The sequence below is a fragment of the Sphingobium sp. RAC03 genome, assembly GCF_001713415.1.
Classification (GTDB): domain Bacteria; phylum Pseudomonadota; class Alphaproteobacteria; order Sphingomonadales; family Sphingomonadaceae; genus Sphingobium.
In genome coordinates this window covers 1,269,527-1,284,544 of record NZ_CP016456.1, presented here as the reverse complement: position 1 = coordinate 1,284,544, position 15,018 = coordinate 1,269,527, and the positions used below count along the sequence as shown (strand labels likewise).

The 15,018-nt window shown below is 62.4% G+C and carries 20 protein-coding genes; 11 read left to right on the top strand and 9 right to left on the bottom strand.

Annotation, left to right across the window (positions count from 1 at the left end; genetic code table 11):
• Positions 1–63: 63 nt before the first annotated feature.
• Positions 64–1,176, bottom strand: coding sequence for a DNA polymerase III subunit beta (gene dnaN, locus BSY17_RS10750; protein ID WP_037473891.1), 1,113 nt, complete (start codon positions 1,174–1,176; stop codon positions 64–66).
• Between the two features lie 171 nt (positions 1,177–1,347).
• Here dnaN and BSY17_RS10745 point away from each other — a divergent pair, with 171 nt between their 5' ends.
• The 3 genes from BSY17_RS10745 (at position 1,348) to BSY17_RS10735 (ending at position 3,657) form a co-directional block, all read left to right on the top strand.
• Positions 1,348–1,836 carry a hypothetical protein gene (locus tag BSY17_RS10745; RefSeq protein ID WP_069065514.1) on the top strand — a complete coding sequence of 163 codons (489 nt, stop codon included), beginning with the start codon at positions 1,348–1,350 and terminating at the stop codon, positions 1,834–1,836.
• Positions 1,837–1,880: 44 nt separating this feature from the next.
• Positions 1,881–3,149 (top strand): 23S rRNA (adenine(2503)-C(2))-methyltransferase RlmN, encoded by a 1,269-nt coding sequence (gene rlmN / locus BSY17_RS10740; protein WP_069065513.1) that lies wholly within the window; start codon positions 1,881–1,883, stop codon positions 3,147–3,149.
• Between the two features lie 85 nt (positions 3,150–3,234).
• Positions 3,235–3,657: a hypothetical protein gene (locus BSY17_RS10735; RefSeq protein WP_069066907.1), complete on the top strand. Its 423-nt coding sequence runs from the start codon at positions 3,235–3,237 to the stop codon at positions 3,655–3,657.
• A 56-nt stretch (positions 3,658–3,713) separates the two neighbouring features.
• Here BSY17_RS10735 and BSY17_RS10730 read toward each other — a convergent pair whose 3' ends face one another.
• Positions 3,714–4,220 carry an outer membrane protein gene (locus BSY17_RS10730; RefSeq protein ID WP_069065512.1) on the bottom strand — a complete coding sequence of 169 codons (507 nt, stop codon included), beginning with the start codon at positions 4,218–4,220 and terminating at the stop codon, positions 3,714–3,716.
• 323 nt (positions 4,221–4,543) lie between these two features.
• Between BSY17_RS10730 and BSY17_RS10725 the strand changes: the two genes are divergently transcribed.
• From BSY17_RS10725 to BSY17_RS10705, 5 genes are all read left to right on the top strand, one after another.
• Entirely contained in the window at positions 4,544–5,263 is a 720-nt protein-coding gene (locus tag BSY17_RS10725; protein WP_069065511.1) for a cytochrome b/b6 domain-containing protein, read from the top strand.
• A complete protein-coding gene (locus BSY17_RS10720) occupies positions 5,260–6,006 on the top strand; it encodes a molybdopterin-binding protein (protein WP_069065510.1) in 747 nt (248 codons plus the stop codon). Before BSY17_RS10725 ends, BSY17_RS10720 begins: the two co-directional genes overlap by 4 nt.
• Positions 6,007–6,037: 31 nt before the next feature.
• Positions 6,038–7,279, top strand: coding sequence for an SAM-dependent methyltransferase (locus BSY17_RS10715; protein ID WP_069065509.1), 1,242 nt, complete (start codon positions 6,038–6,040; stop codon positions 7,277–7,279).
• 101 nt (positions 7,280–7,380) lie between these two features.
• Positions 7,381–7,695 (top strand): hypothetical protein, encoded by a 315-nt coding sequence (locus tag BSY17_RS10710; RefSeq protein ID WP_069065508.1) that lies wholly within the window; start codon positions 7,381–7,383, stop codon positions 7,693–7,695.
• A 107-nt stretch (positions 7,696–7,802) separates the two neighbouring features.
• On the top strand, positions 7,803–8,081 hold the full coding sequence (locus BSY17_RS10705; protein WP_037476705.1) for a DUF3297 family protein: 279 nt from the start codon (positions 7,803–7,805) through the stop codon (positions 8,079–8,081).
• Positions 8,082–8,120: 39 nt separating this feature from the next.
• On the opposite strand, the gene BSY17_RS10700 is transcribed toward BSY17_RS10705, so the two are convergent.
• The 4 genes from BSY17_RS10700 to BSY17_RS10685 all read right to left on the bottom strand — a co-directional run bounded on the left by BSY17_RS10700 (position 8,121) and on the right by BSY17_RS10685 (position 11,315).
• On the bottom strand, positions 8,121–8,852 hold the full coding sequence (locus tag BSY17_RS10700; RefSeq protein ID WP_069065507.1) for a CHAP domain-containing protein: 732 nt from the start codon (positions 8,850–8,852) through the stop codon (positions 8,121–8,123).
• Between the two features lie 78 nt (positions 8,853–8,930).
• Positions 8,931–9,458: a CHAP domain-containing protein gene (locus BSY17_RS10695; protein ID WP_069065506.1), complete on the bottom strand. Its 528-nt coding sequence runs from the start codon at positions 9,456–9,458 to the stop codon at positions 8,931–8,933.
• Positions 9,459–9,566: 108 nt separating this feature from the next.
• On the bottom strand, positions 9,567–10,640 hold the full coding sequence (gene recF, locus BSY17_RS10690) for a DNA replication/repair protein RecF (protein WP_069065505.1): 1,074 nt from the start codon (positions 10,638–10,640) through the stop codon (positions 9,567–9,569).
• Between the two features lie 39 nt (positions 10,641–10,679).
• Positions 10,680–11,315 (bottom strand): hypothetical protein, encoded by a 636-nt coding sequence (locus BSY17_RS10685; protein ID WP_237236510.1) that lies wholly within the window; start codon positions 11,313–11,315, stop codon positions 10,680–10,682.
• Between the two features lie 72 nt (positions 11,316–11,387).
• On the opposite strand from BSY17_RS10685, the gene BSY17_RS10680 reads away from it, so the two are divergent.
• Positions 11,388–11,921 carry a peroxiredoxin gene (locus BSY17_RS10680; RefSeq protein WP_037478836.1) on the top strand — a complete coding sequence of 178 codons (534 nt, stop codon included), beginning with the start codon at positions 11,388–11,390 and terminating at the stop codon, positions 11,919–11,921.
• Positions 11,922–11,928: 7 nt separating this feature from the next.
• Here BSY17_RS10680 and BSY17_RS10675 read toward each other — a convergent pair whose 3' ends face one another.
• Complete coding sequence (locus BSY17_RS10675; RefSeq protein ID WP_069065504.1) at positions 11,929–12,330, bottom strand: gamma-glutamylcyclotransferase family protein; 402 nt, start codon at positions 12,328–12,330, stop codon at positions 11,929–11,931.
• A gap of 339 nt (positions 12,331–12,669) precedes the next feature.
• On the opposite strand from BSY17_RS10675, the gene BSY17_RS10670 reads away from it, so the two are divergent.
• A complete protein-coding gene (locus BSY17_RS10670; RefSeq protein WP_069065503.1) occupies positions 12,670–12,855 on the top strand; it encodes a PspC domain-containing protein in 186 nt (61 codons plus the stop codon).
• 333 nt (positions 12,856–13,188) lie between these two features.
• Here BSY17_RS10670 and BSY17_RS10665 read toward each other — a convergent pair whose 3' ends face one another.
• The gene (locus BSY17_RS10665) at positions 13,189–13,929 is read right to left on the bottom strand and encodes a DUF72 domain-containing protein (protein WP_069065502.1); all 741 of its coding nucleotides are present in this window, start codon (positions 13,927–13,929) and stop codon (positions 13,189–13,191) included.
• Positions 13,930–14,043: 114 nt separating this feature from the next.
• Between BSY17_RS10665 and BSY17_RS10660 the strand changes: the two genes are divergently transcribed.
• A complete protein-coding gene (locus BSY17_RS10660) occupies positions 14,044–14,280 on the top strand; it encodes a DUF2061 domain-containing protein (protein ID WP_037476696.1) in 237 nt (78 codons plus the stop codon).
• Positions 14,281–14,283: 3 nt separating this feature from the next.
• On the opposite strand, the gene BSY17_RS10655 is transcribed toward BSY17_RS10660, so the two are convergent.
• Complete coding sequence (locus BSY17_RS10655; protein ID WP_069065501.1) at positions 14,284–14,961, bottom strand: peptidylprolyl isomerase; 678 nt, start codon at positions 14,959–14,961, stop codon at positions 14,284–14,286.
• Positions 14,962–15,018 lie beyond the last annotated feature (57 nt).

Here is a 15,018-nt window from a genome sequence, read left to right as displayed (position 1 = left end):
TTACTACCCGAACTCCTGTAATCATAAGATTACATCATCGGGTCAGGCAGTAGCGCCCGCTACTCAGACACGCATCGGCATAAGGACATACAGGGCGGGACTGGCATCATTCTCGCGAATCAAGGTCGGTGCGGCGGCATCGGCCAGATGCAGCTCGACCAGATCGCTGTCGATCTGCCCCAATATGTCGAGCAGATAGCGCGCGTTGAACCCGATATCGAAGCCCTCGCCCTGGAAGGCGCCGGGTACTTCTTCGGCCGCCGTGCCGTTTTCCGGGCTGGTCACCGACAGGGTGATCTTGTCGCGGTCGAGGCTCATCTTGACCGCGCGGGTCTTTTCGGTCGCGATGGTCGCGACGCGATCGACACCTTCTTCGAAGCCACGCGGGTCGATCTTGAGCAATTTGTCGTTCGCGGTCGGGATGACGCGGCTATAATCGGGGAAAGTACCGTCGATCAGCTTGCTGGTCAGGATCGCGCTGCCCAGCCCGAAACGGATCTTGCTCGCCGACAGCGCGATCTGGATCGAGCCATCGACTTCGTCGAGCAGCTTGCGCAGTTCGGCGATGCATTTGCGGGGAATGATGATGCCCGGCATACCGTCCGCACCATCAGGGCGAGGCACGGTGATGCGGGCCAGGCGGTGGCCGTCGGTCGCGGCGGCGCGCAAAACCGGCTGGCCGTCGTCGGCGACGTGGAAATAGATGCCGTTCAGATAATAGCGCGTCTCTTCGGTCGAGATCGCAAAGCGCGTCTTGTCGATGATCTGCTTCAATGTCTCGGCCGGCAGTTCGAAGCTGGTCGGCAGTTCGCCTTCGGCAATGACCGGAAAGTCGTCGCGCGGCAGGGTGGACAGGTTGAAGCGCGCGCGCCCGGCCTGGATCAGCATCTTGCCCTCGGCCGCCTGCAGCGAGACCTGGCTGCCCTCAGGCAGTTTGCGCGCGATATCGAACAGGGTGTGGGCGGAAATAGTGGTCGCGCCGGGCTGCTCGACTTGCGCTGCAATGCTGTCGACGATCTGGAGGTCGAGATCGGTCGCCATCAGCTTGATCGCGCCATCGGCCGATGCTTCGATCAACACGTTGGACAGGATGGGAATAGTGTTCCGGCGCTCGACCACCGACTGGACGTGGCTCAGGCTCTTGAGGAGCGTTGCGCGTTCGATGGTGGCCTTCATGTCCCTGATCTGTCCGTTTCTTTTTAAGCCGATAGCCAGGATTCGGTCGAATCCCGGCGACAATGATGGATGGTTCTTCATAACCGCTGTTGCGGCGTGGGCAAGCACTCGCTCACCCTTTCGCGCTGCACCAGGGTTGCAAATGGGGACAGGTTGGGCTTTGCCGTTCGCATGCGCGCTGCCTTTTTACTCCTGACGGTCCTGCTGCTGGCGACCGCGCCGGCCATGGCGCGCGATTCTCTTGGAATATTCGACGGTTGGGGTGCCTTCCGTGACCCAGCGACGCCGCGTTGCTATGCCATCGCCCAATCGGTGATGCGCGGTGGACGGAGCGGCAAAGGCTTTGCCTCCGTCGGCACCTGGCCGCGCCAGCGGGTGCGCGGACAGATTCATCTGCGCCTCAGCCGCGCCCGTTCGGACAAGGCGCCGGTGACGCTGAGCGTGGGCGAGCGCCGATTCTCCCTGGTCGCAGGCAAGGTTGACGCCTGGGCCGCGGACGCGCGCGGCGATGCGGCGATCATCGCAGCCATGCGATCGGCCAGCAGCATGAGCGTACAAAGCATCGACGCGCAGGGCCGCGCCTTCGCCGACAGCTACGCGCTGCGCGGCGCGGCGACGGCGATCGACGCGGCAGCGCTGGGCTGCGCACAGGTGCGATAGGCGCACGCTTTCACATTTTGTGAAAATCGACTATGGGCGCGGCTATGCAATCAGCCGCCAACCTTGTCATGCCGATTCCCGGCCTTATCGATCCTGTGCCCGTGCCCCGCGCCGTCACGCCGCGTGCGGATGGCCGCACGGACCTGCTCGGCCTGTCGCGCCCGCAGATCAAGGCCGTGTTGGAGGAAGCCGGGCTGGATGTGAAAGCGGCCAAGCTGCGCGCCAAACAGCTGTTCCACTGGCTCTATCATCGTGGCGAAACCGATTTCGACGCTATGACCGACCTCGCCAAGCCGATGCGCGGCTGGATGGCCGAGCGTTTCGTCGTCGGCCGCCCGGAGGTGGTGGAAGCGCAGGTGTCCAACGACGGCACCCGCAAATGGCTGCTCCGCTCGGACGACGGGCAGGATTATGAGATGGTGTTCATCCCCGATGCGGATCGGGGAACGCTGTGTGTGTCGAGCCAGGTCGGCTGCACGCTGAACTGCCGTTTCTGCCATACCGGCACGATGCGGCTGGTGCGCAATCTGACGCCGGGCGAGATTGTCGGCCAGGTCATGCTGGCGCGCGATGCGCTGGGCGAATGGCCCAAAGGCAATATGGGCAGCGGCATCGCAGTGCTGGACGACGAAGACGAGGATGCGCCGCAATATTCGCCCGATGGGCGGATGCTGACCAACATCGTGATGATGGGCATGGGCGAGCCGCTCTATAATTTCGAGCATGTCCGCGATGCGCTCAAGGTCGTGATGGACGGCGATGGCCTGGCCCTCTCGCGCCGCCGCATCACGCTCTCGACCAGCGGCGTCATCCCGATGATGGCGCGCGCGAGCGAGGAGATCGGCGTGAACCTAGCCGTCTCGCTCCATGCCGTGACCAAGGAAGTGCGCGACGAGTTGGTGCCGCTCAACAAGAAATATGGGATCGAGGAACTGCTCCAGGCCTGCGCCGACTATCCAAAGGCGAGCAATGCCCGGCGCATCACCTTTGAATATGTGATGATCCGCGACAAGAATGACAGCGACGAGGATGCCCGCGAACTGGTGCGGCTGTTGCGCAAATATAAGCTGCCCGCCAAGGTCAACCTGATCCCGTTCAATCCCTGGCCGGGCAGCGATTATGAATGTTCGACGCCCGATCGCATCCGCGCATTCAGTTCCATCGTGTTCGAAGGCGGGATTTCCGCGCCGGTTCGCACCCCGCGCGGGCGCGACATCATGGCGGCCTGTGGCCAGTTGAAGTCGGCAAGCGAGAAGAAGAGCCGGGCCGAACTCGACCGGCTGGCAGCGGAGAAGCAAGCAGCGCTGGGATGAGGCGGAGCCGGTGACGCGCGCCCAGTATGGCGCGAGACGATAGCCCCGCCCTGATCCGGCGGGGTTTTTCTTTGTGGGAATGGCGATGACGGATGACGAGATCGAACGGCTGGCGACGGGCTTTTGCGATTGCACCCTGCCCAAGGCCGCATGGACCCATGGCGCGCATTTCGCGACCGCGCTCTGGCTGATCCTGACGCGCGCCGACATCGACCCGGAACGCGACATGCCCGCGATGATCCGGCGCTATAATGAGAGCGTCGGCGGGGTGAATAGCGACACGGGCGGCTATCATGAAACGATCACCCAGGCGTCGCTGCATATGACGCGTGCGCTGCTGGCCACATTGCCGGTGGACGCGACACCCGCAACCGCCTTTGCCGCCCTGATAGCGTCTCCGCTTGGGAACAAGGACTGGCTGTTCAATTACTGGTCGCGCGAGACGCTGATGGCCCCTGCGGCACGGCGCGCCTGGATCGAACCCGACATACAGCCGCTCCCCGCATAGAAAAAAGGCGGCCCTTTGCAGGACCGCCCTTCGTCATGTCAACGGATCCGCAAGGATCAGAAGCGGAAGCCGACGCCGACCATCGCGGCGTCACGGCCACCGATATTCTGCTCATATTCGGTGCGCTGATATTCAGCCGAGATATAGGTCGACGGGGTCGCCGCGAATTCCAGACCACCACCGAAGCGGACGCCTTCCAGGCCAGCGCCGTCACCATCGACTTCGAAGCGGGTGGTGGCATAGCCAACCTTGCCGAACGCCAGGACGCGCGGCGTGGCGACGAAGCCAAGGCGCAGCGACGCAGCGAGATCGCGGCTGACGTCCAGGCCGAAATCGTCGACGGTGGTGTCGCCCAGGCTGACTTCGATGCCGCCGGTGACGCGAGGGGCGAGCGCCAGGTCGTAACCAGCGGTCACGCCATAAGCGAAGCCTTCTTCGCCGCCGATCTTGTCATAGCCCATGGTGACGCCAGCGCGCGGCCCGGTGAAGGGTGCAGCGTCCTGAGCGACGGCAGGGGTTGCAACAACGACAGCAGCAATAGCTGCGAAAATCACAGTCTTCATAAATTCCTCGATATTATTATATTGCCTGACATAGTTTATCGTCAGGCTATTTGGTTCGACGCGAAGATTTCATGGCGCCATATGCGCCATGTTTATCCTATCCATGATTGCTTTTATTTTTAGCGATCATGAACGCGATCCGCATCGGCATCGCGTGATTGCCATTTAGGTGCGCCCTGTTGATTTGCAAAGGGGCTGGATTGTAAGTGGTCATGATTCTTGATTTATGTTGCAAAAGTGTGACATTGACAGCCATCGGGCTGGGTGCCGACTGTCATACAGGCTCCGTGGATTTTCCCCGAAAAAGGCGTAAGGTTGCGCCAATGGATAGCCCCACTCCTACCGACGGCTTCACCGTCAAGCGCCATCGGCTTTCGACCCGTTTGTGGCATTGGCTGAACGCCGCGCTGCTCTATGTCCTGTTCACCAGCGGCCTTGGCATCTTCAACGCCCATCCCCGCCTCTATTGGGGGCAGTATGGGGCGAATTTCGACCATGCCTGGTTGGAACTGGAGCGCTTTCCCGGTTGGATCACCTTGCCTGGCCTCTATAATCTCGCGATGTCGCGCCACTGGCATCTGACCGCTGCGCCGATCTTTGCCTTCGCGCTGCTGTTCTACATGCTCTGGAGCCTCGCCAACCGGCATGTGACCCGCGACCTCGCATTCCGCCGCGATGATCTGCGCCCGCGTCACATCTGGCAGGATATCAAGGACCATGCCCGGCTGCGCTTCCCGGCGGGGCAAGCGGCGCTGCGCTATAACGTGCTGCAGAAGGCCAGCTATGTCGGCGTGATCTTCATCCTGTTGCCGCTCGTCATTCTGACCGGACTGACCATGGCACCGGGCATGAATGCGGCCTGGCCCTGGCTGGTCGACCTGTTTGGCGGTCGACAATCGGCGCGCTCGCTGCATTTCATCGCCGCTTTCGCACTGGCCGCATTCTTCATCGTCCATATCCTGATGGTCATCCTGGCCGGACCGATCAACGAAGTGCGGTCCATGATTACCGGGCGATACAAGGTGCCGGAGGAACGACCATGATCCTGACCCGCCGCATGGCGCTGCTGGGCGCTGGCGCAATGCTCACCGGTTGCGACCGGCTGGCTAGCCATGACAGCGTGCGCAAGGCCCTTTTTTCGGCCGAAAATTTCCATCGCTGGGCGCAGCGTAGCCTGATGGCCCGCGACGCGCTGGCCCAGGAATTTCACCCTGACCAGATTTCGCCGATTTTCCGCGTCAATGGCACCGCCAATCCCAATACGCCCGCCTATAAGGCGTTGTGGCGCAATGGCTTTGCCGACTGGCGACTGGCGGTGACCGGCCTTGTCGAACGGCCGCTCTCCCTCTCGCTTGCCCAGCTACGGACTCTGCCGCATCGCGAACAGATTACCCGCCATGATTGTGTCGAAGGATGGAGCGCGATCGGCAAATGGCGTGGCGTACCGCTGCGCACGATATTGGAGGGCGCACGGCTGCGCGATAGCGCGCGCTATCTCGTGTTCCGATGCGCCGACGACATGGGCGGCGGAAGGCCCTATTATGAAAGTATCGACCTGATCGACGCCTTCCATCCCCAGACCATCCTCGCCTTTGCGCTGAATGACGCACCCCTGACCGTCGCCAATGGTGCCCCGGTTCGGCTGCGCGTCGAACGGCAGCTTGGCTATAAACAGGCCAAATATCTCATGGGGATAGAGGCGGTGGCGACGCTGGACGGGATCGGCAAGGGCAAGGGCGGCTTCTGGGAGGATGTCGCGGGCTATGACTGGTATGCGGGTATTTGACGCAAGCTGTCCGGGGTGACAAGGTAACGGCATGAGACTGTTCGAGCGGGTGTTGGGGCGACTGGTCACACGGGGCCAGCTGACGGTAACTTATGCGAATGGACGGCGTTTCGTCGTTGGACAGCCCGATCCTGCCTTTCCCGACCTGGCGCTGCGATTTCACGATGGCCGCGTCCCCTTCGACATCGTTCGCGATCCCCGGTTGGGGATGGCCGAAGCCTGGATCGACGGCCGCATCGCCATCGAAGGCGGCGGCATCCTGGAATTCATATCCCTGATCCGGGCCAACACCCCCTGGGAAAGTGGTCGGTCGATCGACGCCAAGACGCTGCTGGCGCGCAGCATGGGCAGCGTGCGCCAGAAGCTGTGGCGCGCCAATCACAAGGCGCGGTCGAAGGCGAATGTCGCGCATCATTACGACCTGTCAGGCGCGCTCTACGCGCTCTTCCTTGACCGGGACCGCCAATATAGCTGTGCCTATTTCCCCGATGGCGACAATGAAGCCGGCATCAGCCTGGAGCAGGCGCAGGAGGACAAGAAGGCGCATATCGCGGCCAAATTGCGGCTCGAACCGGGGATGAAAGTGCTGGACATCGGCTGCGGCTGGGGCGGGATGGCGCTGTATCTGCACCGTACCTGCGGCGTCGATGTGACGGGTATCACCTTGTCGGAGGAACAGCTCAAGGTCGCACGGCAAAGGGCGGTCGATGCAGGCGTCGCCGATCATGTCCGTTTCGAACTGATCGACTATCGCGACATGACGGGCGCGTTCGACCGGATCGTGTCCGTTGGCATGTTCGAACATGTCGGCACGGCCCATTATCGCAGTTTCTTCAGCAAGTGCCGCGACCTGCTGACGCCGCAAGGCGTCATGCTGGTCCACACGATCGGGCGAATGGGCGGCCCTGGCGTCACTGACGCCTTCACCCAGAAATATATCTTCCCTGGCGGCTATATTCCTGCCTTGTCGGAAATGATCGCGGGCAGCGAAGGCACGCGGTTGATGGTGACCGATGTCGAGGTGTTGCGGCTCCATTATGGGCTGACCATCCGCCAATGGTATAAGCGCACCATGGCGCATCGCGCCGAGATCGTCGCGCTCTATGACGAGCGCTTCTTCCGGCTGTGGACCTTCTATCTCGCCGGGGCCGCGACGGTGTTCGAACATGGCGGCATGGTCAATTACCAGGTCCAATATGCGCGCGACCGACGCGCGCTACCCATCACCCGCGACTATATGCTGGAGGCCGAGGCCGCACTGGCCGGACGCTGAATAGTGGCTGACAACGCCATTCGCTGACGGTTCAGCCGACGCACGGCATTCTCCTTGCCATGCCCCGCCTCTCCCGCGGGGTGGATGAGGAGAGAGAGCACATGAACATTTTATGGAAGGGCGCGGCTGCGGTGAGCCTCGCCATCGCAGGAATCGCCGCGGCAGCCCCGGCCCAGGCGCAATATCATGGCGGCTATCGCGACGGATGGCGGGGCGATCGTGATCGCGGCTGGGACAACCGCCGTTGGGACAATCGTCGCTGGGACGGGCGCAGGGACGGACGGCGCTGGGATGGCCGCCGCCACTGGCGGGGCGACCGGGGCTATTACCGGGCCGCCTATCGCCCGCGTTGCTGGACGCAATGGCGCTATGACTATTATCGCGATCGCAACGTCCGCGTCCGCGTCTGTCGTTGACGGGCCTGCCCCAGCCCGTCGATCAGGCTGATCGGCGGGTTGGGGCAGTTGACGGGTTGGCGGGCAAAAGGCTAGGCGCAGCCCAGCCAATTCCAAGGAACCGCATCATGAGCGACACGCCCCCCGACCATCTGTCCACCAATCCCAAAAGCCCCCATTTCAACATGGAGGTGCTGCAGCGTGGCATCGGCATCCGGTTCAAGGGGCGCGAGCGCAAGGATGTCGAGGAATATTCGATTTCCGAAGGCTGGATTCGCGTCGCGGCGGGCAAGACCCGCGATCGCCACGGTAATCCGCTGACGATCAAGCTGACCGGGCCGGTCGAAGCCTGGTTCGAAAATCCGGCCGAAGGCGCCGACGAAGACAAGCCTGCCGACGCGGAATAAGCGTCATCCACAGGCGCGCGTCGGTTCGCGCGCCTGTCGTCAATTCAGGACGGACTGGCGTTTGACGTCCGCAATGATCGCGCTCAGCGTCCGCTGCGATGGCGTTGCGTCCGCATAGCTGACCACGCGCAAATCCGCCTCCAGACGCGGGGCCGCTTTCCGGGCGACCCTGGCCGGTGCGGCAGGTGCCTGCGCGACCATGATGCCGCCATGGGGTGCGGGCGCGCGATGCGGCCGACGCCTATCCCACATATCCGCGTCGATTTTGGCAAAGCGCACGCTGCTGCCCAAGGCGGGGTCAGGCGTGAAATCATGCAATTTCGCTTTGGCCGGATAGATGAAGCCGAAGGTCGGGTTGGTGCGCGCGCCCATTTGCGCGGTCGGGCTGTGCCAGACGCGCACCTGGCTCCAGTCGCCGCCGTCCGACACGTCGATGGCCAGCACATCTTCCTCGATCGCGCCAGGCACGGACCAATTGGCGTGGCGGATAAGCACGCGCCGATCGTCCAGCACGCGACTGACCACCGCGACATGGCCCAGCATCATCGGGCCATGCGGCCGGAACGCCAGCACCGCGCCCTTTTTGGGCTTGGCACCGCGCTTATACTGTTGGCTGGCCTGGTCCCACCAGGTCAGCGCATCCCCGCGAATATCTACGCCCGACACGATGCGCGCATAAGGCACGCATTGCAGCACCGCCGCGCTCCACAAGGGCGCAGCCGTCAGACCGGACGCCAGCAATGCTGCCGCCCGGACAAGTCCTCGAATCATTTATGCGATCCCGAAACCCAAGAATCGCCCCACCAAGGACGACCCTAGATCGCGACTATTTATGAAGAGGTTAAAGGATCAGAATGCCGCGCGGGGCGCGCCGCCGCTGGCCGCTGCCGATGCGATCTGCACCGGCTGATCAATGGTCCGGGCCGGCTGGGCATAGATGAAACCGCGCGCCGCATTGGAGCGCAGGCCCAGATTGCCGATCGGGCCATACCATACGCGCACATCGGTCCAGTCATTGTTGGCCGATACGTCGATCGCGCGGACATTGCGCTCGATACCGCCACGATAGGACCAGTTGGCATGGGTCAGCAGCACTTCGCGCTCATTGACCACCTTGCTGACCATCGCGACATGGCCGACCGGCATGGAGCGGCTTGCGGCAAAGGCGAGGACGGCACCGACGCGCGGTTCATGACCACGGTCATAGCGGCCTTCCGCCTGGTTCCACCAAGTATGCGCGTTGCCGTAAAGGTCGATGCCGGACGCCTGACGGGCGAAGGGAACGCATTGCAGCACTCCGGCCGTCGCAGGCGTAACGATCAGGGAAGAGAACGCAAGAAGAGCAGCGGCGAAAACCGCGCGAAAACTACCGATCATGCGAATGCGACCCCGACTTGGCTTTTAGGCTTTTGCCCCGATGGATGCTTTAGGCCAGACGCCGGACGTCATGGAAAGCGCCGGGCGACGAGTCGTTGCGACGACGCGTTATGTCGCGGAACAAAAGAGATGGCCCGCCGTTACCGTTAATCGAGTCGCCGCCGTCAAATCGTTGAAAAGCGACGATTCCGTGCCGGTCATCCAGACCTGCCCCCCGGTTGCGGCCAATCGGTCGAACAAGGCAGCCCGCCGCGACGGATCGAGATGCGCCGCCACTTCGTCGAGCAGCAGTACGGGCGGTTGACCGCGATCGGCGGCCACCAATGCGGCGTGCCCCAGCAGAATGGACAGTAGCAGCGCCTTTTGCTCGCCCGTCGAACACAGCGCCGCAGGCTGCGCCTTGGCGATATGTGTGACAGCCAGATCATGGCGATGTGGCCCGGACAGAGTCCGTCCTGCCGCCGCATCGCGTCGTCGATCCCGCCCCAGCCGAACCGCCAAAAGCTCGTCGCTGGCACCCTCTTCCTGCTCGATCAGAACGGACGGGCGGGCAAAGGGCGCGTCGGGCTGGCCGGCCAGCACCATGTTCAGGCGCATGACCAGATCGGTGCGCGCTTGCGCCAGCGCGGTGCCATGCTCGTCCATCTGCGCCTCCAGCGCAGTCAGCCAGACGGGGTCTGCACGGCGGATGTCGACCAGCAGCCGGTTGCGCGCGCGCATCGCCGCGTCATAGCGGGCGCTGTGCGCGGCATGACCAGGATGCAGCGCCAGCGTCAGCCGATCCAGAAACCGCCGCCGCCCGCCCGGACTGTCGAGAAACAGCCGGTCCATGGCCGGGGTCAGCCACACGATCGCCAGATGGTCGGCCAGCGCATTGGCTGACGACGCCACCCCGCCGATCCGCACCTGTCGCCGGTCGGGCGTGGCGGCCGATACGCCCGTGCCCAGCACAACCCCGTCCACCTCCGCCGCGACGCCAAAGCCGCCCGGTCCATCCTGTCGCGTCATCGCGCGCAGGGCCGCGCCGCGCAGCCCGCGCCCCGGTGCCAGCATCGACACGGCTTCTAATATATTGGTCTTGCCCGCGCCATTGTCGCCGGTCAGCAGGATGAAAGGATGATCGGGCAGGATCAGCGCATCCGCATGGTTGCGGAAATCGCTCAAGGTCAGGCGGCCGATCATCGCGCGGCTGTAGCGGGCAAGAGGCTGTCGGGGAAGCGCTTAGCAGCGCTTGCGTGTTGCAGACGTCCCGTCATTGACGATGATGAGCCGTTGCCCATCGTCTGCCAGGGCGAGCGACATGGTACGGGTCCAACTTTGTCCCTCGCCGGTAAAGGCTGCTGTGACCGACAAACGCCCGTCCTCCCCCGGCGTGGCCTTTTGCACAGTGCCGACGCTTTCATGGAAGACCAACTGGTCCGGCAGAATATTCAATTCCTTATCCGCCGCCCGGTCGCCGCATCGATCGTTGAGGCCGGTCCAGCGTCCTTGCAAAGCCGTCGGCACCGGTCCGGCCATGTCGGCGTCGGCAGCAATCGCGTTGGATGCCGTTTCGACCGGCGACGTTGCGTTCGCCGGGGGTGCGCTATCCTGCTCCATTTTTTCGGTGCGGTCGCTGATATTCGCCGTCACCGACGGCGACGCGTCCGGTGAGTCCGCTGCCTTGTCGCAGGCGGCAAGCGCGATCGGGAGAAGGATGGCAAGGGCAAGGCGCATGACCACAGGAACAGGCAAGTTGCGCGGTGGTTCCTTCGATAGCGCCATTCCCCAAGGGCCGACTTGCGCCCGGCTGTCATTGCCGTCATCACCAAGCCTTGCGAGGATCATCGCGATGTCGGCCGTTTCGCCGACATTCATGATCAACGAGGCATTGCGATCATTTACAAGGGGGCGAGCGGCTCCCGTCGCCTGACTGATGGAGCCCAACCGATGAAGCGCCTGACTTTCCTTCTTGCCACCGTCGCTGCCTTGACCGCATCGACCAGCGCCATGGCCGCCCTGGCCGTCGGCGCCAAGGCCCCCGAATTCACCACGCGCGGGGCGATGGCGGGCAAGACCTTCACGCTGACCCTGTCGCACCAGTTGAAGCGTGGGCCGGTCGTCCTCTATTTCTTCCCCAAGGCGTTCACGCCGGGCTGTTCGGCCGAAGCGCGCGAATTTGCCGACAATATCGACAAGTTCAAGGCAGCGGGTGCGACGGTGATCGGCATGTCGGCCGATCCGGTCGATGATCTGGTCGCTTTCTCCACCAAGGAATGCGCGGGCAAGTTCGCGGTCGCCTCCGCCGGGCCGGGCATCGTTTCGGGCTATGACGTGGCGCTCAAAATGCGGCCGGGCATGACCGATCGTACCTCCTATGTCATCGCGCCATCAGGGCGGATCGCCTTCGTCCATTCCGAAATGAGCTATGCCAATCATGTGAAGACCACGCTCGCCGCGGTCGAAGCGATGAAGCAGAAATAAGAGCGCATTATCGCTGGCGGGGTAGAAAATCGCCGCCAGCGATCAGCGGCAAATCCGTTACCGGCAGGGCGTAGACATAGGCCCAGGCGACGATGGGGCCGTCCGGTCCCCACACGCTCAATTTTTCGCGGCGATATTCGTGCGGCTGCGGATATGTAACGGCGCATTCTTCATACGCATCAAGCCAGGCAAGCGTCGCCGCAGGATCAGACAGCGCGAGCAGGTCGCCAATGACCTGCCCCTCCGGCCCCGGCAGGAAAGCGGGATAATCCCCCACTCGGTAAAGCCGTCCTTGGGCAAAAGCGCGACCGATATACTGAGTCGCCCCTTGCAACCGCAGCGCCATTGGCCCGTCAAAGCCCCGTCGCAACGTGCCATAGACAAAGAGTGGCGGATGGATCACGCACATGCCCCGCAAAAATTCCTAACCAGCAGGAATTTTCGCCAATAGGCGGAATTTTTGACATGTGCGCACCCGACTGCGACGGCGAAAAACCCCGCGTTTCTCGAAGAAATCAAAACTGGCACGGCTTCTGCATTCCCTGAAAGCATCAAGGCCGGATGGTCCGGCCATCAGAAAAACAGGGAGTTTTCATCATGTCCATCACCCGTTTCCAGCATGTCGCCGTTGCGTTCACCGGTGCCATCCTCGTCGCCAGCCTGTTCATCAGCGCGGCCGTGCCGGTCCTGCCGATCGCCTGATCGCACGCCATCTCAGACTCTCCAGATAGATTTGAAAGCCAAAGTCATGAACAACAGTTTCACCCTCGACCGTCGCAATGGCAAGATCATGGGCGTATGCGCGGGACTTTCCAACCGCAGCGGCCTGGACGTGACATTGATCCGCGTCGCCGTCGTCCTGCTGACGCTCTGTGCGCTCGGACCCATCGGCGTTGTGGCTTATCTGTTGGCAGGCTGGCTCGCCGAAGGCTGATGTCGCCGCAAATCATTGCAGCAAAGCACACGGCATCCAGACAGTAAAAAGGCCGCTCCGGTTATACCGGAAGCGGCCTTTTCGCATCCCGTAATGTCGGGATCAAGGTTGAGCGCAAAGCGCGCTCAGGCATAAAGCACCGAGTAGAAAGTCAGCATCTGTGCGCCGACGGCTACGATCAGTGCGGCGCCTTGAAAAGCCTGCCGCATGGTCATGTCCTTTGTTTGGTTGTCATCTATCCCCCGTCTTGGGGTTGCGGGCCTATGCGCCTGTCATGGTTATGTAACAATCGCAAAGCACGGCATGCCGATTGCACTAAATGCAACAGTGCTGTTACCCCAAAGCCGCAATCAGCGCCTTGGCCGCAGCAGGGTTGCGCTCTTTGGCCCCGCCGATGACAAACGCATAGACGTCCCCCTGTTTAGCCAGCGTCCGCGCCTGATCGGTCCAATGATTGATGTCTGTGGGAGAATAGCCAGTCGTCTCTTCCGCCTGGGTCCGCATCAGCCGCAGATAGGAAAAGCCGACATCATATCCCTGAATAGCCGGATAGCTGTCATGATCGGCCAGTACGACCGCCACGCCTGCATTCCGCGCCATCTCCAGAAAAGCAGGATCGTCGAAACTTTCGTGCCGCACCTCGACCGCATGTCGCAATGCGACGCCATCGACGCTGGCAGGCAACAGGCGCAGGAACGCGCTGAAGTCATCGGGATCGAACCGCTTGGTCGGCATGAATTGCCACAAGATCGGACCCAGCCGATCGCCCAACTCGACAATGCCCTGTTTCGTGAATTTCGCGATCGAGTCTCCCGCTTCGGCCAGCACTTTACGATTGGTGCAGTAGCGCGATGCCTTGACCGCGAACTGGAACCCGTCGGGCACGACCTTCGCCCAGCTCGCGAAAGTTGCGGGCTTGTGACTGCTATAATAGGTCGCATTGATCTCGGTCGCGGTCAGATGCGCCCCGACATAGGCCAGTTCGTCTTTCTGCCGCAGCCCGGCGGGATAGAAATTGTCACGCCATGGCGCATAGACCCAGCCGCCAATGCCCACCCTGATCCGACCTGCCATATCGCGATTCTCCTGCCGCAATGCTGATCGCTTTCGCCGATCAGAGCCAATGGAAAAAGCGGTTGGCACATTTTGCGAATAGTTCTTAACTGGGTCGCAACAAGGAGCATCCCCATGTCGCTGGACCTCATCAAGACGGGCACATATCTCAGCATCCACCTCACGGTCGGTTTTACCGTCGCCTATCTCATGACCGGATCAGTAGCGCTGGCGGGTGGCATTGCGCTGGTCGAACCGGTGATCAATGCCGTCGCCTTCTTCTTTCACGAAAAGGCGTGGAAGAAGATACAGGCCCGGCCGCCGCGCGAAGGATATCCGGCGTCGCGACACGATCAAGCTGCCTTCGCCTGATCGCTACCTTGCAGGCTTCCGTAGCCTGCCGATCAACCAGGGCTTCACCCCGCCGGTAGGTTTGGCTTTGCCGTCCAGTCTTTTGGCATGGCGGATGACGATCGGCTTGACGATCATTTGCCCCCGCATCGGCCCAGTCCCGCAGCAGGTCGGGACAGCGAGAATTTTCTTCACCACGTCCATCCCCGCGACAACATGGCCAAAGGCCGCATAGCCGATATAGCCGGGCCGCGCGTCCATGGTGGGGGTCGGGCCGATGGTGATGAAGAAATTACCCATCGCCGAATTGGGCCGGTTGGGCCGCGCCATGGACAGCGTCGCATCAAGATGGCGGATGCCCGTCTGGGTCGTCGGCTCATGCACCACCGGCGGCAAGGACCGCCGCGCATCGCTGTCGATCCCGCCCTGGATCAACCCCATCGTCGGCGCGGATTTGCGTCGCGCGGCGCGGTAGAAGGTGACGCCGTCAAACCGACCATCATCCACATAGGTCAGGAAATTCGCCGCCGTGCGCGGCGCGCGTTTCTGATCCACCGCGACGATGATCGTCCCCACCGACGTCTCGATCGCGACGCGGGTGTAGCCGAGCGTCGGCCGGTTGGTCGGTGCAGCAGTAGCAAGGCCAGAAGAGAGCGCCAGAGCAAGTGCAAGGATATGGAATAACGATAGGCGGACGATCATAGCGTCCGCCTATCGCTCCCACACCCGACTGGCAACGCCAGCAGGGTGTATTTGGCC